Annotated in this window: 16 protein-coding genes; 11 read left to right on the top strand and 5 right to left on the bottom strand. The window is 48.9% G+C overall.

Annotated elements, in window-relative coordinates; translation table 11 throughout:
* Positions 1-132: 132 nt before the first annotated feature.
* The 9 genes from AC0KUT_RS06575 to AC0KUT_RS06535 all read left to right on the top strand — a co-directional run bounded on the left by AC0KUT_RS06575 (position 133) and on the right by AC0KUT_RS06535 (position 7,960).
* Positions 133-831, top strand: coding sequence for a MotA/TolQ/ExbB proton channel family protein (locus AC0KUT_RS06575; protein ID WP_488834507.1), 699 nt, complete (start codon positions 133-135; stop codon positions 829-831).
* Positions 832-1,272, top strand: a complete 441-nt coding sequence (locus tag AC0KUT_RS06570) for an ExbD/TolR family protein (protein ID WP_488834505.1) — start codon at positions 832-834, stop codon at positions 1,270-1,272. It abuts the gene before it with no gap.
* On the top strand, positions 1,269-1,715 hold the full coding sequence (locus tag AC0KUT_RS06565) for an ExbD/TolR family protein (protein ID WP_488834503.1): 447 nt from the start codon (positions 1,269-1,271) through the stop codon (positions 1,713-1,715). Before AC0KUT_RS06570 ends, AC0KUT_RS06565 begins: the two co-directional genes overlap by 4 nt.
* The gene (locus tag AC0KUT_RS06560; protein ID WP_488834501.1) at positions 1,715-2,635 is read left to right on the top strand and encodes an energy transducer TonB; all 921 of its coding nucleotides are present in this window, start codon (positions 1,715-1,717) and stop codon (positions 2,633-2,635) included. The genes AC0KUT_RS06565 and AC0KUT_RS06560 overlap by 1 nt, the downstream gene beginning before the upstream one ends.
* 44 nt (positions 2,636-2,679) lie before the next feature.
* Positions 2,680-4,989 (top strand): TonB-dependent receptor, encoded by a 2,310-nt coding sequence (locus AC0KUT_RS06555; RefSeq protein ID WP_488834499.1) that lies wholly within the window; start codon positions 2,680-2,682, stop codon positions 4,987-4,989.
* Positions 4,990-5,146: 157 nt separating this feature from the next.
* The gene (locus tag AC0KUT_RS06550) at positions 5,147-6,289 is read left to right on the top strand and encodes an alpha-hydroxy acid oxidase (RefSeq protein WP_488834497.1); all 1,143 of its coding nucleotides are present in this window, start codon (positions 5,147-5,149) and stop codon (positions 6,287-6,289) included.
* 42 nt (positions 6,290-6,331) lie between these two features.
* Complete coding sequence (locus AC0KUT_RS06545; RefSeq protein WP_488834496.1) at positions 6,332-7,015, top strand: Fe2+-dependent dioxygenase; 684 nt, start codon at positions 6,332-6,334, stop codon at positions 7,013-7,015.
* Positions 7,016-7,061: 46 nt separating this feature from the next.
* A complete protein-coding gene (locus tag AC0KUT_RS06540; RefSeq protein ID WP_488834494.1) occupies positions 7,062-7,400 on the top strand; it encodes a PepSY domain-containing protein in 339 nt (112 codons plus the stop codon).
* Between the two features lie 20 nt (positions 7,401-7,420).
* Entirely contained in the window at positions 7,421-7,960 is a 540-nt protein-coding gene (locus tag AC0KUT_RS06535) for a cytochrome b/b6 domain-containing protein (protein WP_488834493.1), read from the top strand.
* Between the two features lie 53 nt (positions 7,961-8,013).
* Here AC0KUT_RS06535 and ltrA read toward each other — a convergent pair whose 3' ends face one another.
* From ltrA to AC0KUT_RS06520, 3 genes are all read right to left on the bottom strand, one after another.
* On the bottom strand, positions 8,014-9,321 hold the full coding sequence (gene ltrA / locus AC0KUT_RS06530) for a group II intron reverse transcriptase/maturase (protein WP_488834491.1): 1,308 nt from the start codon (positions 9,319-9,321) through the stop codon (positions 8,014-8,016).
* A gap of 730 nt (positions 9,322-10,051) precedes the next feature.
* On the bottom strand, positions 10,052-13,642 hold the full coding sequence (locus AC0KUT_RS06525; RefSeq protein WP_488834490.1) for a family 31 carbohydrate-binding protein: 3,591 nt from the start codon (positions 13,640-13,642) through the stop codon (positions 10,052-10,054).
* 579 nt (positions 13,643-14,221) lie between these two features.
* Entirely contained in the window at positions 14,222-16,837 is a 2,616-nt protein-coding gene (locus AC0KUT_RS06520; RefSeq protein WP_488834488.1) for a chondroitinase-B domain-containing protein, read from the bottom strand.
* Positions 16,838-17,389: 552 nt separating this feature from the next.
* Here AC0KUT_RS06520 and AC0KUT_RS06515 point away from each other — a divergent pair.
* Together AC0KUT_RS06515 and AC0KUT_RS06510 are read left to right on the top strand one after the other, a co-directional pair.
* Positions 17,390-18,823, top strand: coding sequence for a polysaccharide lyase family 7 protein (locus AC0KUT_RS06515; RefSeq protein WP_488834486.1), 1,434 nt, complete (start codon positions 17,390-17,392; stop codon positions 18,821-18,823).
* Positions 18,824-18,931: 108 nt separating this feature from the next.
* Positions 18,932-19,504, top strand: a complete 573-nt coding sequence (locus tag AC0KUT_RS06510; RefSeq protein WP_488834485.1) for a PEP-CTERM sorting domain-containing protein — start codon at positions 18,932-18,934, stop codon at positions 19,502-19,504.
* A gap of 9 nt (positions 19,505-19,513) precedes the next feature.
* Here AC0KUT_RS06510 and hda read toward each other — a convergent pair whose 3' ends face one another.
* Both hda and AC0KUT_RS06500 read right to left on the bottom strand, forming a co-directional pair.
* The gene (hda, locus tag AC0KUT_RS06505) at positions 19,514-20,242 is read right to left on the bottom strand and encodes a DnaA regulatory inactivator Hda (RefSeq protein WP_488834483.1); all 729 of its coding nucleotides are present in this window, start codon (positions 20,240-20,242) and stop codon (positions 19,514-19,516) included.
* 3 nt (positions 20,243-20,245) lie between these two features.
* Positions 20,246-21,733: a DUF2066 domain-containing protein gene (locus AC0KUT_RS06500; RefSeq protein ID WP_488834481.1), complete on the bottom strand. Its 1,488-nt coding sequence runs from the start codon at positions 21,731-21,733 to the stop codon at positions 20,246-20,248.
* Positions 21,734-22,007: the final 274 nt, after the last annotated feature.

Below are 22,007 nucleotides of genomic sequence, written 5' to 3'. Positions count from 1 at the left end.
CAAATCCATCCGAAGCTGCCTTCCCCAATAATTAATACAAACACTATTGATAGTGATTCGCATTAGCATTACAATGCGCGACATTGAAGCAACAGCTACCATCCCCCTATCCACTCTTGGTTCGAGGTCAACATGTTTACACGTCTTTTGGATTTATTAATTCTCGGTGGGCCAGTGGTATGGATCTTGGCAGGATTTTCACTCGCGGCCCTTACCATAGCCCTACTTAAAGCCTGGCAGTTATGGCAACTTAAATCTGCTACTACCATTCCCCGCGCATTAGAGCACTTAGCGCAGGGTTCGCGCGCTCAGGCACTGCTGCTATTAGGCGACCAACAAAACCCGCGCGCGCTGCTCATCAAAGAAACTATTCATCTCTTCGAGAGCGCCAAACTCAGCGTTGAGGACACCAAGGCCGAAGCCATGCGCTTAGCGCGTTTAATCGTCGCGCACCTGAGCAGCCATTTACGCGCCTTGGAAGTAATCACCAACCTCGCGCCTTTACTCGGCCTATTCGGCACAGTACTCGGCATGATCGGTGCATTTCAGGCGATGGAAGCCGCTGGCGAACAGGTTAACCCAGCGGTCTTATCAGGCGGAATTTGGATGGCGCTGTTAACGACCGCTGTGGGCTTAGCCGTCGCTATACCCGCGTCCCTCGCTCATAACTGGTTTGAACGCCGCGTTGAACTGCAGGCACAAGCACTGCAAGACGACCTAGAACATCTGTTTACGATAGAGGCGCGGCTCAAGGCCTCAGGTGGCCATAAAACCAAAGTTAAAGATACAACCCAAGACATGGCCGCCAAAGCACAGCCCGAGATCGCTTAAATGAGCACGCTTTTATACCAACCACGTCGGCGCGCCTTAAGCCTTACTGCATTGATCGATGTGGTGTTTATTCTGCTGATGTTTTTTATGCTGACCTCCAGCTTTACCCGCTGGAAGGCAGTGGATTTGCAATCGCCCGTCGCCAGTAATAGCACCGCCGCTGATGTGCCACAGCTGATTCTGCTGCAAGCTGATGGCGCACTAAAACTGCACGACAGTGAGTTATCGCTAGCGCATTTTAGCGAGCTGCAAGCTCAGCACCTAAGCCACTTTAAGCCGACTCAAGCAACCCTAGTGCTGCCCGCCGCAGACACAGACTTACAAACCATGATCGCCGCCATAGAACAATTACAGCAACTAGGGCTGACCGCCGTCACCCTAGGTAATGCATTACCTGCGTCCGCGCCGAGCGCAACACAAACCCAAGGTAGCGCGCTATGAACAGCTCACTGCTACCCCAAAAACGCCGCAGCCAAAGCGATGACAATATGATCCCGCTGATCAATATTGTGTTTTTGCTGCTCATTTTTTTCATGATCGCGGGGCAAATCAGCAACAGCAGCCAAGCCATAGCACCGCCGTTATCCGCGAGCGAGAAACCTATCACCCAGCAACCGGTGATTTTAATAATGGCGGCCGACCGCAGCCTCAGTTTGAATCAAAAAAGCATTGCGCTCGATGACCTAAACGCGAGCCTGTTTCACCATGGAAAAGTGTGGCTCAAAGCTGATAAGTCAATTAAGGCAAGCGAGCTGGATGTGGTACTCAACAAATTGCGCAGCCTAGAAATTAGCAGCATCACACTCTACAGCCAAGCGCGCAGCACCACAGCAGCAAATCCAATAACCGCAACGCCGATTGCCAACGAACAGGGTGCGAATTAATGAGCACCATAACCGCAGAAAAGCAGCCAACAATCGCCAACAAAGACGGTGGCAACTCAACGCAGCACAGCTCGTTCAAGCGCACCAAAAAAATAACCGCGCCCATGCCCCGCACCCACTGGGTAATCGCCTTGGTGTTGGCGCTATTAGTACATGCCGCTTTAGGTGTGGCGTTTGCGCTGCAAAAATCTGCACCGCTCATGTTTGAAGGTGCAGCAGACATGGGCGAAGGCGGCGTAGAAGTCGGCCTCGGCCTAGAAGGTTCCTATGCTGATTTACTAGAACCCGAAACGCCTGTAATAACCGAAGAGCCTCTTAAAAAACCTGAGCCCATAGCAACACCAAAAGCGGTCGCCAAACCTGAGCCAAAGCTGCAACCACCTGTAGTGAAAACCCCAGCACCCGAGGTGAAAGTTGCGGATGTTGCAACGCCCGATGCATTGGCCATTGCAGCACCAGAAATTGCAATACCAGACACTGAAAGCAATACAGTTGTCGCACAAGCAGAAGACCCAGCACCTGCAGACACAGCCACACCAACAGCGCCAACCTTATCCACCACCAAAGCCATGGTCAAAGGCAGCGGCAAAGGCGACAACCGCTCGGCGGGTGGCAAAAAAGGCGATGCTAAAAATTATTTCAGCCGTCTTATGGCGCATCTCAATCGCTACAAAAAATACCCTATCGAATTGAAAAAAATGAAAACCCAAGGCGTCGTAACCCTGCAGTTTTCTATTAACAAAGAGGGTCAGGTGCAGAGCGCGAGCGTGAAAAAAAGCTCAGGCCATAAGGAACTCGATGAGGCCGCACTGGAGATGATCGCCAAGGCCAATCCGTTACCGGCCATTCCTGAATTTATGCGGCGCGATAGCCTAAGCATCGCCATACCCATCGAATACTCACTGATTACCAACAATTAAACACACACCTAAACCACTACTAAACCATTAATAGGAATTAGCACATGACCCAGACATTAAAACGCCCCCACAGCCTGCGCTCACCGAGCAAAAATGCTCTCGCCCTCGGTATATCTGCCGTACTGGGCAGCATGGGTGCCATCGCCGAAGACGCGATTGAACTAGACACCCTACAAATTGAAGAGCGCACCATAGACACCAACCCCTACGCTGAAGCGGGCGCACCATACAAAGCTAAGGTGTCGGGCGATGCACGCCATGTAAAACCCATTGCCGATACCCCACAAACCATTACGGTATTAACCCAAACGCGCATTGAAGAATCAGGCCGTGCGGATATGCGCGATGTTCTCGCGCAATTACCCGGCATAACCCTCGGCACCGGCGAAAACGGCAACGCTTTTGGCGATCGCTATGTGATTCGCGGTTATGAAGCGCGCAGCGATGTGTTCGTAGACGGTATGCGCGACCCCGGCATGAGTACCCGCGAAACATTTGCCGCTGAACAAGTTGAAATCACTAAAGGCCCCAGCTCTACCTTTGCAGGTCGCGGTTCGTCGGGCGGCGCAGTCAACACCATCACCAAAAAAGCCAGCACCGAATATGATTTCACCAGTGTGGATGCAGGTATAGGTACCGATTCCTACCATCGCCTAACTTTAGATACCAACAAAAAAGTAAACGATGAAATCGCCCTGCGCGCCAACCTTTTGCACTCCTACAAAGAGACCCCCGAGCGCAGCCCTGCCGATGCAGAGCGCCTGGGCGCATTGCTTTCCGGCTCTTATACACCCAACGAAAAATTCAACCTAGTGGCTGACTACTACTATTTAAAAGCGCAAGACACACCCGACTTAGGCACCTATTTTGTCGATGGCAAACCCGCTAAAAACACACCAGTTTATCTGCAAGAAGACCTCGACTTCCTCGACACGGAAGTGGGCGCCTTCACGCTGAAAATGACCTACGCCTTCAGCGATAACTTCCGTGTAGAGAACGGCCTGCGCACCGGCTCAACCAGCAATGGTTACGTGACATCAAACGGTAGATCTACCGGTATTAGCAGCACTCACAACGGCTGGCAAGAAGTCGATTACATCGGCAACCAAACCAATTTTATTCTCGACACCGAATTCGCCGGCATGGCTCATAAAATTGTCTTCGGCGGTGAATTTACCGATGAAAGTGTACAAAATGGTCTCTACAACATTACCACCGATGCGTCGCCTTACCTGTCGAGCAATGGCGGCTTTGGTCCCAGCATGAATTACGGCTTGGCGCTCACCAACGGTCTCAACATCAACAAAATTTGGTCCGGCAGCGTTGCAAAAGGTCTCGTCGATTCTGACTACAACATAGATACAACATCCTTGTTTTTAATGGACACCATCGACCTCACCGATAAACTCTCGCTGTTTACTGGGCTGCGCTACGACAGCTTTAATTACGAAAACGTTGTGACCGCCAATCGTGGTGCCGGTGAATCAACCACTTTTGCTTATGATGATGGCTACTGGAATGGTCACCTAAGTTTTGTGTACGCATTTGCCGATGACGCCAACATTTATATCACCTACAGCACCGCAACCGATATTAACGGCGGCGAATCTGATGTAGGCGGCAGCTGTGGTTACGGCGGTATTTGTGGCGACAGCACCACTGTTGGCAGAGGCAAGCCAGAAGATTCGGAAAATATTGAATTGGGCACCAAGTGGGAATTCTTCGACGAAAAACTCTTGGTGACAGCCGCGGTATTCCAAATCACCAAAAGCAATGTCATGGAAGGCGATGCGGCCAATAGCTACTCCACTACTGGCACCTACAACACCGGTAAAAACCGTGTGCAAGGTATAGAATTTTCCATCACCGGCAACATCACTGAAAAACTTAGCGCGCAATTTAATGCCACTCGCATGGATTCAGAAATTCTCGAAGCCTATTTGGATGGTACTGTAGAAGTTATCGCGCCCAACGGCAGCAGCTCTTACCCCAATCAAGTAGGTAAGGTGATGGCCAACTTCGCCGATGACAGCCTCAACCTACAATTGCGCTATCAAGCGACGGATGCTATTTCACTCGGTGCAACGGCAACCTACTCAAGCGAATTTTATGTAGGCCAGCCCGACACGGCGGCGTCATTCAGCACCACCACTGGCGAATACTCCTATGAAGTGCCTAGCTACAGCTTGTTTGATCTTTTTGCCAGCTACAAGATCAATGAACAGTTAAACCTGCGCGTAAACATCAACAACATCACCAATGAAGACTACTACACAGCGGCCTACCGCAGCGGTGGATTTGTATACATTGGCGATAAGCGCAGCGCTAACCTAACCGTCACCTATGACTTCTAATCACGAAGTATAAAAAGCACACAAGGGGGCCGCGCAAGCGCGCTCCCTTTTATGGTTTTTGTTATGCTGTTTGACGGTTAGAAAATTAATTCGCCTGCATACTTTCAGTTATCGCGGTATTGCATTTACCTTTATTCGTTTTTTTGTGAACAGATTAATGACTCAATACACACCAAACGCGCCCTATTCTGCTCGCGAAAAACTTCGCACACTACCGCCCGAGCTTATCTCGAGTGCAGATTATGCGCGCATGGCCAGCGAGTTTATTGACTTGCCCACGCTGGAATATATTCGCGGTGGCAGCGGCAAAGAATTAACCCTTGCGCGCAACAACAGCGCCTTTGATGCAATTGAAATTTATCCGCGCTTATTGCGCGATTGCACCCAAGGCCACACGCGCAGCCAGTTGCTGGGCCACGTATTTCGTCACCCTATATTATTGGCACCCGTCGCCGCGCAAAAACTGGTACACCCCGAAGGTGAAATTGCCAGCGCGCGCGCCGCCGAATTACTCGACGCAGGCTTTGTGTGTAGCACACTCGCGTCCACAACCTTAGAAAGCGTTGCGCAGGAACTCTCGGGCAATAAGTGGTTTCAACTGTATTTACAACCTAAACGTGAAGACAGCGTGAAATTAATTCAGCGCGCGCAAGCAGCTGGCTATCAAGCCATTGTTATTACACTGGATGCGCCCATACAACCGCTAAGCCAGCGTGCACAGCGCGCTGGATTTGTATTGCCTAGCTTCGCAGCCCCAATTAATTTGCAACATTTCACTGCATCAGCACAAGTCGCGTTGCGTGCTGATGACAGTATTATTTTTCAAGGCATGATGCGCGAAGCCCCCAGCCTTGCAGACATCCAGTGGCTACAAACCCAAACGCAACTGCCAATTATTGCCAAAGGGGTATTGCACCCAGACGATGCCCTGCAATTAAAAGCGATAGGCATAGCCGCGATCATCGTTTCCAATCACGGCGGACGCAGCCTTGATGGCGCCCCCGCCAGCATAGCCGCACTACCGGCTATACGCGCCGCACTTGGCAAAGACTTCCCGCTATTAATAGATGGCGGCATTCGCACCGGCAGCGATATTTTTAAAGCCTTAGCACTGGGAGCCAACGCCGTTTTGATCGGGCGCCCCCAAGTTTATGCGCTCGCAGTAGCGGGCACCTTGGGTGTGGCACATTTGCTTAAACTCTTGCGCGACGAATTAGAAACTTGCATGGCATTAGCCGGTTGCGCAACGCTCGCCGACATTAATGAGGTGGCTATTTATCAACCTGCTAAAGCCCAATGAATTTATCTAACTACACTTTTTTACTTAGAACGGAACGCCATTATGTTGGTTGTAATTGAAAATTTCTTAACCAAACACGACGTGAAACAACTACGCGCTGAGCTAGACTCCGCTGACTGGGTTGACGGCCGCACGACCGCAGGCAGCTTATCGGCACAGGTAAAACATAATCGTCAATTAGATGAACAGCACCCCACCGCGCTTACATTGGGCCAGCAACTTTTGCGCGCACTCGGCCAGCACCCAGAATTTATTTCGGCCTGCTTACCACACAAAATTTATCCACCTAAGTTTAATCGCTACAGCGGCGGCGAGCACTATGGCGTACACATTGATGCTGCCGTGATGAACATTGCGGGAACTAACATCAGCCTGCGCGCCGATATTTCAGCCACCCTTTTTTTATCCGAGCCGGATGAATACAGCGGAGGGGAATTAGTCATTGAAGGAGAATTTGGCGCACAGGAAATTAAACTGAATGCAGGCGATATAGTGCTCTACCCCGCCTCTAGCTTGCATCAAGTGATGCCTGTTACCCAAGGCAGTCGCTGCAGTTCTTTTTTTTGGATACAGAGCATGGTGCAAGATACCGCTCAGCGCGCTCAGCTCTACGATTTAGACCAAGCGATTCAAGCATTGTCACAAAATGCTACCAACAACCCAGATACTATTTTGCGGCTTACAGGCGTTTATCACAACTTGCTGCGCCGCTGGGCCCAAGTCTAAACCCCGCCAATTTTATTTTTCCATTACACCATTGAGGATTTTTATTATGCACAACAACATTAAAAACACTTTTTTTAGCAAAACCCTAGGCCTAACACTTTCGTCTATTGCCGCACTTGGCCTTAGCTCGCTGCTTTTTACTGCTGCCGCACACGCAAACGCCGACTGTCCCAAGGCGCCACAATCTGAGTGGCTTCATGTCTTAGAGATGCAAAAAAAGATTGTTAACGAATATGGCTTTGCCATTAAAAAATTCCAGACCGATGGCAACTGTTACGAGATTTACGGTTGGGGCCTGAATGAAAAAGGCGATAAGTTTGTCAAAATCGAAGTCTATTTCAACCCCGTTACCGGTGAAATAGTGAAGAAAAAAATCGAAGACTAACAACAGGATTTTACGCGAATATGAGCAACACCATTATTTGGGATAAATTTGTACGCGTCTTTCACTGGTCGACCGCTAGCCTTTTTCTGCTCAATTATTTTGTGTTCGAAGAGGGCGAAGACCTGCATGAATGGGCGGGATACACCATTGCTGCCTTGGTGCTACTGCGCATTATCTGGGGCTTTATCGGTAGCCCCAGAGCGCGCTTCGCGGATTTCTTCCCCACCCCTCAACGACTCAAACATCATTTGAAAAATGGCTTGCGCGCTGACAACCCCGAGCAGGGCCACAACCCCTTAGGAGGCGCGATGATTTTACTGATGCTAATGCTCCTACTCATCACCGCCACAAGCGGCTGGATGATGGGGCTTGATCAATTTTGGGGCGAAGACTGGGTGGAAAACTTACACGAGTACAGTGCCAATATAATGCTGGGAGCTGTAATCATTCACGTTATAGCAATTTTGGTAATGCAGAAAATAACAGGCATTGCACTCGTGCGCGCCATGGTGACTGGGCGATGTAAAAAAAAGCCCTTTGCATCGCATAAAAGCTTTTAAAAAGCTCATAGTTTTACAATCGAGTAGGAGGAGGCCTCACGGCCTCCGTCCTCTCACACCACCGTACATGCGTTGGTCGCATACGGCGGTTCTGGTGGTAAATTTAATAACGCGTAATTCTCTCGCAAGCTGTACAAGCCTTGCTCCTTAAACCATGCATTCGACAGCGCTTGATTAATCACTGGATTTCTCGATAGTCGCCACCAACCTTTCGAGGACATGGCCAGCTGCCACGCCAGAGTTGCTTTCACACCCAAGCTAATAATCCAACTTGCAATGCTGTAGCTTCGCTTGCGTTGCTTGAGTCGATAACACCGTAGTCGCCGCCTGATCCATTCGTCCAGACTTTGCAATTTTGTGCTTAATCTCGCCAAGCGAAAATAGTGCAGCCATCCCCTCAAGAATTGATTTAGCTCCGAAATAACCTGCTCAAACGCGCGCCCCCGGTTTCGGTACGTCAGCTCCCTCACTCGTCGCTTCATGCGCACTTGTGTCTTCGGCGATAGCGCCAAATCACCACTCTTGTGAATGCGGTACCCCAGAAACTGCCGCTCACTCACCAACGCGCAGGCACTTTTAAGATCGTTGACCTTGAGTTTGAGTTTGCTTTCGATAAAACCTTTGACGCTGGTCATGACCCGCTCTGCTGCTGCCTGACTGCTGACATAAATATTGCAATCATCGGCGTAGCGACAGAATAAGTGACCGCGTTGTTCAAGTTCTTTATCCAGTTCGTCCAATACAATATTGGATAGCAGAGGCGACAAGGGACCGCCCTGCGGTGTACCCTTTTGTCGTTGCCCTACCAGCCCGTTTTGTAACAAGTCTGCCGTTAAATAACGACGAATCAATGTCAGTACGCGCTTATCGTTTATTGCTTTCGATAAGCGCGACATCAACCGATCATGATTGACGCTATCAAAATATTTCTCCAAGTCCACATCCACCACATAGACTTTTCCGCTTTTCACGTAGGCACTCGCTTGTTTTAACGCGTCATGCGCGCTGCGCTTCGGGCGAAATCCATAGCTGGAATTCGAGAAGTGCGGCTCATAGAGCGGCGTTAATACTTGCGCTATCGCTTGCTGTATCCAGCGGTCGAGTACGGTGGGTATGCCAAGTTGTCTTTCGCTGCCATCGGCCTTGGGAATTTTCACGCCGCGTATCATTTGCGGGTGATAGTTTCCGTCGAGCAGTTGTTGGCGAAACTCACGGGCATTGTTGTGTGAACGCAACCAGTGTTCAGTGGTTTCAATCGTTAACCGATCCACACCTGCTGCGCCTTTGTTGCGTTTGACTTGTTTGAATGCGCTGTTTGAGTTTGATGGGGCGCAGATTGCGTCCATCAGTTCATTACTCATTATCAAGACTCGTGTTTTCGTTTCGCCTGTGCTGCTTGCTGCTCTTGATTGCATCGAGTTTCGGTGCCGCCGTTACCCAATACAAACGAGCGATGAAAAAAACTACTCGCTTCATTTTTTTTCACCCTTTGCTGCCGCACCACAACCCAGAGAGCGGACTCACTGCTTCTTGTTACTACCAGTTCAGGCCTTCGTTATTCTTGTACGTCGAATAACTACTATGCCCTCTGCTGACTTCTTGCTATGCATCATTCACCATCGCTGACGAATTAGTTTCTCGCGAAACACACAACAAGATCTCCCGAGGTAAGACGACAATCTTTCACAAGGCAACGCCAGATCTACTGCTACACACGTCCGGTCGAGGTTAGGGTTATTTGTCTATGGCCAAGTTACCCCGCTGTAACAGCCTAACTATCTGATTTATACCTAGCTTCGCTCCTACCCTTCGGGCCAGCTAAAGCTGTTCAACACTTCGCTTTTGTCTGTTCGTCATCACCTTGCTTTGCCATTTGGTTACCGTTCCCTTCGGTCACTTTCGCTTCGCTCATGGTTTCCGCTGCGCTACAACTCCTTCAGATTCCACCTCACGATGGACACCCTTGCATAGGCTAGTGCTTCCTCCTCGACGAGGCGCACAGAGGACTTTCACCTCCTAGAATGTCGCCATGCTCGGCGCACCATAAAAAAAGCCCGCTTTGAGCGGGCTTCTCTAGCTAACAATAAAAAATTACAAACTGCGCAAAAACTTTTCAATACTATCTTGCTGGGTTGCACTGAGTCCATCATAGCGATTGATCACCGCATCCGCATCCGAACTAGTAGTACTGCTATTGCGATGTTTTTGTATCGCCGCTTTCAATGAGGTGGCGCGTCCATCGTGCAAGAACAGCAACGGACGAACACGCATGTGATGGGTATCCATAGCCGCCTGATTAGAACCGCCATAAAGCGCAACACCCATAGCCAGCTCGCCATTCACCAGTTTGTTGTTATTCTCCAATAAATCTATATTACGCCCTAAACCCCACAGAGGTGCAGTGCGATAGTTGCCATCGGCTACCTGGTGAATTTTCATGTCAGTATAGGGACGAATGGTAAGATTACGGAATTTTTCCGGCGCATGACTCACGGTTTTCTGTATAGGCTGATGGCAACCGGCACAACCAATATCGCGGAAAAGTTTATCGCCATCTTTAACGCCTGGTTTTTCATAGACACCGGCAAAGCGCGCAGGAACCGTTAAAAATTCGGTGTAGCGACTAATTAATTCCAAATTAGCTGGCGATATATCTGCTGCGTTATCTGGATCAATTTGATGATCTGCTATCAAAGCATTTTTAATTTGCTCGCGCACCGTAGGCACTTTACCGCTCCAGGTGAATCCGGCTTCACGACCTTCAATATACTGCAGTAAACCCACACCGAACGTAGGCGGTGCAATGCGCTTACCACTGGTAGTCTCTATAACATCAGAACCGCGACCATCGCGATAATGGCAGTCGCCACAGGCAACGGGGCCACCTTTCTTAATAGCGGTAATTTCACGGCCAATACCCGTGTCACCAGGGTTAGAACCTAGATTTTCTTGGCTGGGCATCTCCGCCGTTGAACCCTGCAATTTCACTCCGTGAAACAAATGATGGCCCCACAAAAAATCATCCACCTCTTTAGGGTCGTGTAGGGTCGTTAGGTGCTGAGTAAAAATGGCAGCCTTCTCCATAATCACATCGTGAATACCTGCGCCTAGGTGACCATTTTTATATTCACCACTATAGTTTTTAATATTGAACTGCATGTAGGTACCACCCTTGCCCACAAGCGATAAACGTGGGTCGCCAATGGGTGAATGGAAACCTAAACCAAAGGTGTAATATTGATAGGTATTATAGGTTTGCGAACTAATTGCACCCACAACTCCCGTCATTTCAAAACTAATATTTTGGCCATAACTCCAACCATCTTGACTGTAGGTACGCTGACCATTTGATGGAGTAAACTGATAGCGCCAAGTGGGTAGTTTTGCATCGCCCGCGCCATTCTCCAACCCTTCTAAACGCACCAGCCCCTGACTTTCGGGTAGATTTAAATCCAGAATTAAATCGATTGAGCCATCACTGTTAGTGGATTCTATGGCATGTATTGAATAGCGTGCTAACTCCGCTAAACGCGATGAGTTATGCGAAGCATCGCGTATTGCCTCAGTTACGCCATCGTAGGCGCGGGGATGACGAAAGCGCATCCAATTAGCACCTGTGTCATCAAATAAACCACGTTTAGTAACATCCAAGCGCGTACCATCATTGATAAATAACGCCGTGTATTGATAAGCCGTGTCTGGGTCATAGTCATGACTATTAGTCATCACATAACTACCGGCGCCTGGATTTTTCATTTTGTAGCGAAAGAAATACCAATAGCGACTAGCACTGGCGCAAGCGGCAGGAATGGTGGCCGAACCACTGCTAACATCTACCTCTGCAAACTCCATTTGATCTACCGAACAAAACATACTGACACCCGGCGCAGAAACCTCGGCCAACACAGTGCCAAATTGAAAGGTAACTTTATTTTCTTGGATATCAAAAGCAAAACCATTAACTGCTCTGGGCATATTTTTTGGCGTTGTTAAGGCAGCTTGAAATAGCTGAGCAGCAACCGGCACCACATCTACATCTGCAACAAACCAAATATTTCCTGCACCCTGCCCCTTGCGATCACCTGCTTTAGTATCCGGCGCATAGAAGTACAAAGGCTTAGCATTGTAAGTAACTTGTAGTTTGCCATCGGCGCGCGTAATAGTACCCAGAGTCCCGCGCACATGGCTCATAGCCACTAACGCCGCCACATCACTGACGATAAGTGGCGGCCAATTAGTGGCGCAACCACCGCTACAATTGCTAACACCAGCGGTATCATTAGCAAAGGTGTAAAGTGTGTGACCGTAATAACTCGCGTTGTGTAAACCGCCCACCAAATAGTTTTGCTTGCGCTCTAAATCAAAATTTATATCCAGTGCGGGATAGATTTCTTTGTTTAAACTGGGCGCAATAATACGTGTGCCGCCCTGTCCTACTGCACCAGGGTTACCCGAAGAACTTGCGCCAGAAGCTCCGCCACCCTCCCAAGTAAAACTTAATTTTGGATACTTATCGGCACCTAGGCCAGGCACTTTTAACACCGCAGTATAGTTACCTGGTGTCATGTTGGTATGGGTACGTTCCCAGCGACCATTCTTTAAACTGGCAGCATAGCAGTCGGCATCACCATTTTTACAACTGTAAAAATCGCCACTGCGAGGCCAAGCCGCATTATCTTTCACCCAATAGAGCGCACTGGTCGCATTTATTTTTTCTACGCCCATATTGTCATCACCAATAGTAGCGGTAGAACTATTCGCTGCGGAGGTATTCATAACAGAACTATTAATGGCAGAGCTATTTTGCAGCGAGCTAGCGACTAACGAAGCAGTGGCAACAGAAGAGCTAAGCGATGCTGGCGCCGATGATTTAATGGCCGAGCTTATTGGACTGCTACTTGCAACAACCGAACTGCTCAATGGCGCAGAACTAGCCTTGCTAGCTGAACTCAGTGCAGTACTACCGCTGTAACAGGGTGTTGCTGCTAATGCATTACCCAAGGATAGGGTCGCTTGAGTAACACATTGTCCAGTTTTATTGTCTTGGATTTTAAATTCAACACTGTAGTTAGTGGCTGCATTTAAGGGCGCGAATGAACGCTCGTAGCGGCCATTTATTTTATTAGCTGTACGGCAGTCGCCATTTACACAGAGATAAACAAAGCTACCGGTTTGACCGCCATCTAAATGGTAAAGCAGGCCCGCCGCGGTAAAGCCAAAAACACCCTGACTTGCGGTAGTCGCTACACTGCTTACAGCAGTATTAGAAGAGACCGCAGCAGCACTTGACACCGTAGGGCTGGAAGCCATAGAACTTGCCGTCAGAGCACCGCTATAACAGGATGAGCTCGCTAAGCCCGCCGCCAACTTCACGGTGCCAGACGCAATGCACTGACCAAGGTTATTGTCTTGAATTTTAAATTCGATGGCATAGTTTGCAGATGTATTTAAACCAGAGAAGGTTGCCTCATAACGACCATTTACTTTAATCGCGCTGTGACAGTCCCCGTTTACACACAGGTAGGCAAAGCTACCCGTTTGCCCACCGTCCAAATGATATAGAACACCATCATCAGTAAGCCCAAAAACGCTATTTGTCTGGGCAAGTATCACGCCACTCAACGCGGACAAAAACCCCGCACAAGCAGCAAGTAAAAACCTGTAACCGATATTTTTAAACATAAAAGTTCCTCGCGCGAAGCCGCGTGTTGTTATGACTATTATTGAGGTGACGCAAAATACAGAACTACAACTGGCGAAGTTTTCGATCTTATAGCCCCTTGCGACACGCCGGGCTCTTTTTATAGTTCGGCAAAATTAACTCAACCAAAATGTTAACGTTAACTGTCGTCAATGTCAACATTCGAAGGGAATTGCCTTAAGAACACCTAGCTTAATAGCTAAGAAACGGGAATTTACTTACTAGAATTTGCTGATATCTAACCACAACTCTTTGCGTTCAACAGAAGTCTCGGCAGAGACATTATTATTAGGAATATCAAATGCTTACGCTGTTTTAAATTAGTATTGGCAATCGACTTTTTCACGTATTCAGTAGCAAGAAATTTACGATCAAAACTACTATCACCAATCGCTTTATTTGGCACTTCATTCAGATCGCGCGCCAATGATCTTTCTGCCGCACCCTAAGCTAATAAGCTTCACTCACAAAAAAGCGAGCCAGTTATTAACAACCGGCTCGCTTTTTTCGCACTAACTGCCCGCATTAAATCTGCAAGCCACTGCAACTATCTACGCATTTTATCTGCTCGCGGCAGGCCCAACATCACTGGGGTTTAGCGGTGTAATACTGGGGCTAGGGTTCGCCGAATATTCATCTGCACCCACGTCTGCATTTGTGCGTGGCTCGGCATCCATGTCTTGAGTAACATAGGTGTAACTGCCTTTTCCGGCGTTAATCGCGGGGCTGGCAGAGCCTAAACGCTGCAGACTAAAGCCATTGGTGGCGGTGGTTTGCAACATGGGGTCTACCGACCAAACCTCACCCGCTGACTTGCTAACACCCAAGACCGCAGTGCCGCCCACATAGGCAATATTGCCCTCCAAGAGATTACTAGCTTCACCCACATCGCTCATTAGGGTGCCGCGGTTATTGGCAATAATATTATTGGCAATTTTGTTAGTCAGTGGCTTCTTGGTATAGGAAGCTTGAAACCCTGGATTACCTATGGCAATTCCACCTTCGGAATTAACAATAGTGTTATTGGTAATTTCTACGCGCTGTGGGCGCTGATGGCTATTGCCAGTTACACCATCGGTGTCGCCGTTATCAAGCAGTATCGGCAGGCGCCAAGTAGTACCGGTTAAACCCTGCATATAGTTGTTGTACACCTTGTGGTCGGTGCCATAAATACGAATACCACCGGTTTGATAATTGGGGTCTGTATAGGTTTCGCTCGCGCCTTCACCGAAGAAAAAATTGCCGTAGATTTCACTGTGATGACCAAAGCGTACCGACACTGAGCCAAAGGAGTTTTTAAAGGTGTTGTAGCGCACTATATTTTCAGACGTTTTAATGGTGATGATTTCATTTTCACCATCGCAATCTTCAAATAAGTTGTGCTCCACCAGATGATTAGTCGACAGCGTTTGTGAATTCGCCTCACCAAATACTATAGCTTCGCGATCCGAATCGCCGTCTGGTGTCGTTGCACCAGCGCTAATGTGCGGCGCCATATTTTTGAAATAGTTGTGATGAATCCAGAGACGATTGGCGATAACACCTGACGCACCCAAGAGGGTTTTAATGTAGCTGCCGCTCTGCTTGGTTTGGAAATCATTACCTGGGAAGGTGTGATCGCGAAAACTATTATACGCAATCGTAATGTCGTTGCTGTTTAGCGCCACACTGTCAGCAGTTGTAATAACACCACTTTGTGAACCTGCGCCGCTAAAATCAAAATCATTTGCCAAAATACTTAAGTGATGTGAGTTAACCACTTTAAACAAGGTACTGGCAGAAGACTTAAACACAAAATCTCGCACCACAATGTAAGCGCTGGCGTTAACTTCTATAGCGGCAAGCGTGCTGGAAAGCGCGTTAGTGGCGCGCACCGTAATGGGCTGACTCGCAGTACCGACTTTGTTCGCGACTTTAATACTTGAAGTAAAGTTGCCGGTAATACAAATAGTGTCCCCCGGCTGCGCACTGGCAATAGCTGTCGTAAATGCACTGGTGCTAGTCACAGTAGTCGTACAGGCAGCAAGGCTGGCACTGCTGGAATTTGCCTGGCTGCTTGAACTTAATTGATTGTTTGAGCTTACTTGACTGCTGAGCGCAGCACTCGAATTTATCAAGCTAAAACTGCTGGCAGTGCTAGCTGGCGCAACTGAACTCTGTGCAAGGCTGGAGGCCGCCGTCGAGACAGCTACCGCACTTGAAGCGGCAATAGCGCTTGGCGAACTAGATGATGTCTTTGAGCTGGATACAGGAACTGTCTGGCCATTGAAGCAGCCACTTATTTGCGCTTCTATAAGACTATTCCAGCCATTGGCGCTATTGCCCTGACCAATCAATTTTACGTAGCGCGCAGCCGTGGTTGATAGGGCGATTGCTTCAAAACCAGTGGCAGCACCCGACGACTGCTGTCCACTCAGCAGAGGAGTCCAAACAACATTATCGTTGGATATCTGCACATCAAAATTCGTCGTGCGCTGATCACCCTTAAGCCAAGCAAAGGCGAGCCCCTTAACCTGAGCAATGCCCCCTAAATCAAAACTAATCCACTTGCCCTGACCTGAAGATGACCAGCGTGACTCGTCGCTCATGTCTTGATCTATGGCATTGGCAGGCCCATGACCATCATGAGTCCCATCATCAACGGCAGCCACAATAGTTAAGGGATTATTATCAGTGCAGTTTTGCGCTGCGACCGAACTTGCGAGACTTGAGGCGCTTGCCACAGCAGCAGTGCTGAGGGAGAAGTCATCAAAACGGGTAACGCCATCAGCATAGGCCGCAGTAATGGTGACTGAGCTTGCCGGACCGGAGTTAAAGCTGATGGTGGTTTTTTCCCAACTGCTGCTGCCGCCGGTTTTGGTGTAATTAATAAAACCAACTTTAGCTTTTAGGGTGCCAGAGCCAAGAATATAGGCACTGAGCACGTAGTTAGTTTTGGGGGTAAGCGCCAAGGTTTGCGTAACACTTCCTGAGTCACTGGATATTTTGGCCGACTTGCTGCCGCTATAAAAAACATCGGAACTGGCCGTGCCGCTGGCAGAGCGCGTCCAGCCAGTCCAACCATTCTCAAAACCCGGATTTTCAATACTAACATCCGCCGCAAGTGCTCCGCCTGTCTGTACTGCAAACGCTAAAAGTACGGCAATGCTGCTTATTTTTTTACATACCGAATGCATAAACTCACCTTGTTTTTATAATTTCAATAGGAAATAAACACAGAAAAACGACGCTAATAAGCGCGCTTTAATACGTATGTGGTTAAGGAATAGCGAGAAAAAATATCTTTTCAATAGGGTTAAATGGTTATTTTTATTATTGGTTTAACTTACACAAAAACTTACAATTTGGTCAACAAAAGATATAAATTGGTAATCAAAATATAGCTATTGGTAAACAAAAAAGCCTTCGGGAGGATTTGCTGAGACTTGGCTCATCTCTCAACAACATTTACACTTGGATTTAGGTGCCACCCAGCCGACAAGCCAGAATAGGTTACGTAAAGTTACACCAATCAACAAAAAAAGACATTTTTAGCTAATACCAATTTAAAATTAAACCAATTTATCTTTACTACTCATACATTTTGGTTATTATCTTAACCGACAAAAAGTACAAATAATTAAAAATTGGTAATAGATATTCATATATTTTTGTAATACCGATATTTATTAGTTCTGAATGAAATCACACCAAAATAAAACAATAACCTTCCAACAAAAGAGAACCCAATGAACACAACCGTCAAACAACTTATTACCACCCTAAGCTTGGGCGCGAGCCTGAGCCTACTGCCAGCCATCTGGGCAAACGCCGCATCCATTACCATCACCAACCCCGGCTTTGAAAATGGCTGGACTGGTTGGACGCGCTCGGCCAGCGGCACGGCCAGTTCCGATGTTTTTTATACCGGCAGTAAGTCGGCAAAAATTTCCAGCGCGGCGGGCACACTAACGCAAACCATCGCACTCACCCCCAAGACTAACTATGTACTCAGCGCCTATATTCGCGGCACAGGTACGCTAAAAGCCAAAGTCGGCTTTATTAACTACACCAAAACCGGCGGCGGCAGCAGCTGGGAAAAAACCACCATCAGCTTCAACTCTGGCCCAGCAAGCTCGGTCACTATTACCGCCGCCTATAATGGTGCGGAAGGCCGCATTGATGAGTTCACGCTTGACTCAGTAGAGATAGGCACCAGTAGCCTCGCCGCATCTAGTACTGGGCTTTCTTCCAGTGCTCCAGCTTCATCTAGCCCTGTTGTTGTATCGAGCACAGGTGTTTCATCTAGCCCAGCACTATCTTCTAACTCAGCAACCTCCTCAAACCCAGCCGTTGTATCTAGCCTCAGCTCAAGCAGCACCAGCGGCGCTGTTTATCCCGCCGATATAGGCGGTGGTTTAGCGCTTTGGAAACTGACGCTCCCGACGAACACCACGGGTAGCGCTACTTCGGCCCAAGAAATTAAGCAGCCAGCGTTAGCGACTTACTCCTCAGCTTATTTCGCCCTGAACGACACTAAAACAGCCATGGTGTTGACCGACCTATTTGGTGGCTCACGCACCAGCAGCGGCACCGCTTATGCACGTAGCGAGTTGCGTGAAATGACGGCTACCAACACCAGTGCGGCCTGGTCCTGTACCGACACTGTGCGCAAAATGACTCTTCGTCAGCGCATCACCAAAACCCCGACACACAAACCCGAAATGAGCGTTGGGCAAATTCACGATAGCAAAAATGACAATCTTGAAATTCGTTACATAGGCCCAAAAAATTCCAGCAGTATTGGCACTGGCGACGGATTAACCGATACCGGAAAAATTGAAGCCCATTGGAATAACGATACTTCTTCTGACGTTTTAGACAGTGCCTACAAAGTGGGTGACATGATGCAGATTGTTATCAGCACTGATGGTAGCGGCTACCAAACTGTTGCTTATACCAACGAGCGCACCGGTGTAACCACCAGTAAAACCACCGCCTTTAGCGGTGTTATTGGCAGCTGCTACTTCAAAGCGGGCAACTATCACCAAGCTTGTACAGTCACCGATATTTACGGCAACACCAACGACAGCTGCGCCGCTAAAGGTTGGGCAGCAGATCGCTATGAAACAGATCCGTGGGGCACTTCCGTATTGGAAATTTACAACTTGAGCCTCGATTAATTTATCGCCTTCGCCAGTGGCTACTCGCATGAGCAAGCGCTGGCGACAAACAACCTTTACTCAGCACAAACACACTCTTGAGCATGTCATCATTAAGGAAGCTTCATTATGTTGAAAACAACTTTTATAAAATTATTAGCCGTTACCACTATTTTTGGCGCTAGTTGCGGCGCACAAGCGAGCCTTTTAAACGGCGAAAGCCTGAGCTTTACCTACCTGTTTCCAGATCAAGCAAGCATTATGGCGGAGGAGGGAGATAAGGTTGTTGGTGCAGGTGTAGAGTTTAATTTTTACGATATGTTTTTTGTCGATATAGCCGACACGCACATCACCATCAACAACTTTTTTGAAAGCGACAGCGAAACTTCATTCGACACATCAAGCTTTAATGGCTTTGTGATTCGCGATATAAATGCCGCCGTTAACTTCACCTCAGTCACCGTAGATTCAATCAGCAACATGTTGGGCTTGGATGCGAGCCGCATCAATTTTGATGCACACAATATTTATGTGAATTGGCAGGGTCTTAGCTTTAACTCAAATACGCGCATACAACTCAACCTTGAGGGCACCAGCCATGCCCTGAGCACGGTTCCAGAATCAAACAGCTTGGCGCTTTTCGTCTTTGGCTTACTAGCCCTAAGCTTGCGTCACCGCGCGGCGCGCAATCTTAAGGCATAGCGCAATAAACTACAGGCTCAGCACTTTCTTTACGAAGGGAATGGTGAGCTTGCGCTGTTCCGCAAGCGAGGCGTGATCAAGGCGCTGCAGCTGCCAAAACAGCTCATTGGTGTCGCGCGGCAGACGCTGAATAATGTATTGCGCCACTTCATCACTCAGTTCCAAACCGCGGGCGCGGGCGCGTAGCTGTAGCGCCTGCTGCTTGTCTTCATCATTCAAGCTTTGCACTTGATAGGTTAACCCCCACTGCAACCGCGAGCGCAAATCCTCCAAGCCTAAAGCGAGTTCACGCGGGCTCTGCTCGGCAGCTACCAAGAGTTTTTTGTTGGCTTCGCGCAGGCGATTATAGAGATTAAAAATCGCCAATTCCCAATCCGCGCGCCCAGCCACCGAGGGCAGACAATCGAGACACACAAGGTCTAGCGTCTCCAAACCATTGAATAAGTCATCCGGCGCATAGCCAACCAATTCCCGCAGCGGCAGATATTGCATCGTCAAACCCTGCGTTTGCGCTTCGTGGCAGGCCGCCTGTAATAAGTGTGTGAGGCCACAACCTGGTGCCCCCCAGAGGTAAATAAACTGCTCCCCCTTCCCCACCGCTAATTGACGTAAGCCTTCTACTAGCATGGCGTTATGGGTCATCGCCGGTGCATAGAAATTTTCAAAGGTGGCATCATCATTAAGGCTAACCCCTAATGAGAGCTGTTGCGGCAAACCATTATGAGTCATTTCAGCCATAGGTTACTTCTGCCAGACATACAACAAGGGATCTTCGGCGTTGCCAGCCTGAGGCGGCACAAACGCGGGAGCAGCTGCTGCCGCAAGGTCTTGCCCAGTGGGGCCTGCATTTAGCACAGCCATGTCAGCCTCTGGGTCCAAACCAAATTCGCGGGCAATTTCAGCATTAATACTTGCCTCCACCGCCGCCTCATCAGGCGCGGTAGCGGGTGCATAATCAGGTGCGCCGCCCGCCTGCACGGCAACCGTACTCAAAGATTCGATAGAGTCCGTCACTATAGGTGCAAGGCGTTGACCCAGGGCGAGGGTTTCCATCAACAAGCGCAGGTCACCCTCAATTGTCAGTTTCAACCAAAGGCCATCGCCACTGACGCGCATAAAGTCGGCGTGCTGCACCATTGCTAGGTCATTGATGTAGGCTTGAACCTGCTTAAAAGCCCCAAAGCGGGTGATGTTAGCAATTTTGATGACGACCGTTTGCGGGCCTGAACTGTTCGGGCGTATACCGTAGACGCTGGCAAAATAATCTGCACTAAAGTCCATGGCAGATTGCAGTAAATCCGCAACTGCAGGCGCCTCATTGGTGAAGCTTTGCTGTTGCTCCCCACTAACCAACAGCCAATCGCTTTGCCAAGGGCCCAACGAGATCGCTGTGCCATCCACAGTTGTAGTCTGAGCATCTACACCCAAGGAGTCCAACTCTGGCGCCACCATAGGCACTGGCTCAGCGTCTGCACTAGCAAGTGCCTCAGTAAAATCGCCTATAACAGGAAAGGAGGCATTCATGGCGCTAGGGGCGTAGCGACCAATTAAGATAGCATCAGCCTTATAGCGCAAGGAGGCAGCGCGAATTTTCTCAATATCTAGGTTCCACAAATCAGAGGCGTTAATAGACAAGCTATCTTCAAGGTCCATTGCCGGGCGCTGAATGGGCAAGCCGCGTAAACTGGCCTGTGCGCGCAAACTCGCCGCGTCAGTAATCTCAGGAATTAAGTGAAAACCGGTTTGATCCTGCGCAACTAGCCACACCAAAAGCTTGGGACGGGTTGCAGGCCAGAGCGGCAATTGCGCCTTGCGCAGCAGCTGCTCAATTGCCTGGGGAGAATAATTAAGCTGTAACTTCACGGCGGCGAAGGTTTTACCGTCGCGCACCAATTTTTCCGATGAAGCCTCATAACTAAAGCCAAATAAATAGTTGGGCGCCTGCGCTATAGCCTCGCGCACCTGCGGATTTTGCAACGCGGATGTCTGGCCCGATACTCGCACAATGACCTCACCCAAGGTCAATTGCGCCGCGCGATTGCGCTCGCTGTCAGAGGCGTTTTTTACCAGCGCCTCGGCGTGATAGACATCCACCTTTTCGCCCGCTTGAGCATCTGTCGCACTCAATAAGCAAGCCGCGATCACTAGGCCAAAAGAGGCACTCGACGCCTTGAATTTTAAACCGCCAAGAATGCTGAAACAGCGAGCAATACCTGAGAATCTAAACAAGATTTACCCCTAATTAGGAATGATTGGATGATGCAATGAGGCCCAGGCTCTGCGCTCAACAAAAGGAGAGATTTTCTCCACACATGAAGGACTACAAGTTCGGCAAAGCCCACCTGCGCCGCATTGTAACAGGCTTAAAACCAGCCGCGACAAACCAATTTAACAAATCCCCGCGATTAAATTCCGTCAACGGCAAGAGCAACTTACACTCAATCACCACTTTGGTTGCGCTTTGACCTGCACGGCGGCGTATTAACTGTTAGAATGGCGGCCT

The sequence above is a fragment of the Cellvibrio sp. 25HG11W-0 genome (assembly GCF_057815475.1).
Note: the sequence above shows the minus strand (reverse complement) of the source record. Positions and strands in the feature narration are given on the sequence as shown.

Coding starts and splice junctions, on each gene's coding strand:
- ltrA (WP_488834491.1), bottom strand. CDS start 9,321: ATGAGTAATGAACTGATGGACGCAATCTGCGCCCCATCAAACTCAAAC.
- AC0KUT_RS06540 (WP_488834494.1), top strand. CDS start 7,062: ATGCACAACAACATTAAAAACACTTTTTTTAGCAAAACCCTAGGCCTA.
- AC0KUT_RS06515 (WP_488834486.1), top strand. CDS start 17,390: ATGAACACAACCGTCAAACAACTTATTACCACCCTAAGCTTGGGCGCG.
- hda (WP_488834483.1), bottom strand. CDS start 20,242: ATGGCTGAAATGACTCATAATGGTTTGCCGCAACAGCTCTCATTAGGG.
- AC0KUT_RS06510 (WP_488834485.1), top strand. CDS start 18,932: ATGTTGAAAACAACTTTTATAAAATTATTAGCCGTTACCACTATTTTT.
- AC0KUT_RS06525 (WP_488834490.1), bottom strand. CDS start 13,642: ATGTTTAAAAATATCGGTTACAGGTTTTTACTTGCTGCTTGTGCGGGG.
- AC0KUT_RS06565 (WP_488834503.1), top strand. CDS start 1,269: ATGAACAGCTCACTGCTACCCCAAAAACGCCGCAGCCAAAGCGATGAC.
- AC0KUT_RS06575 (WP_488834507.1), top strand. CDS start 133: ATGTTTACACGTCTTTTGGATTTATTAATTCTCGGTGGGCCAGTGGTA.
- AC0KUT_RS06555 (WP_488834499.1), top strand. CDS start 2,680: ATGACCCAGACATTAAAACGCCCCCACAGCCTGCGCTCACCGAGCAAA.
- AC0KUT_RS06570 (WP_488834505.1), top strand. CDS start 832: ATGAGCACGCTTTTATACCAACCACGTCGGCGCGCCTTAAGCCTTACT.
- AC0KUT_RS06535 (WP_488834493.1), top strand. CDS start 7,421: ATGAGCAACACCATTATTTGGGATAAATTTGTACGCGTCTTTCACTGG.
- AC0KUT_RS06560 (WP_488834501.1), top strand. CDS start 1,715: ATGAGCACCATAACCGCAGAAAAGCAGCCAACAATCGCCAACAAAGAC.
- AC0KUT_RS06545 (WP_488834496.1), top strand. CDS start 6,332: ATGTTGGTTGTAATTGAAAATTTCTTAACCAAACACGACGTGAAACAA.
- AC0KUT_RS06520 (WP_488834488.1), bottom strand. CDS start 16,837: ATGCATTCGGTATGTAAAAAAATAAGCAGCATTGCCGTACTTTTAGCG.
- AC0KUT_RS06550 (WP_488834497.1), top strand. CDS start 5,147: ATGACTCAATACACACCAAACGCGCCCTATTCTGCTCGCGAAAAACTT.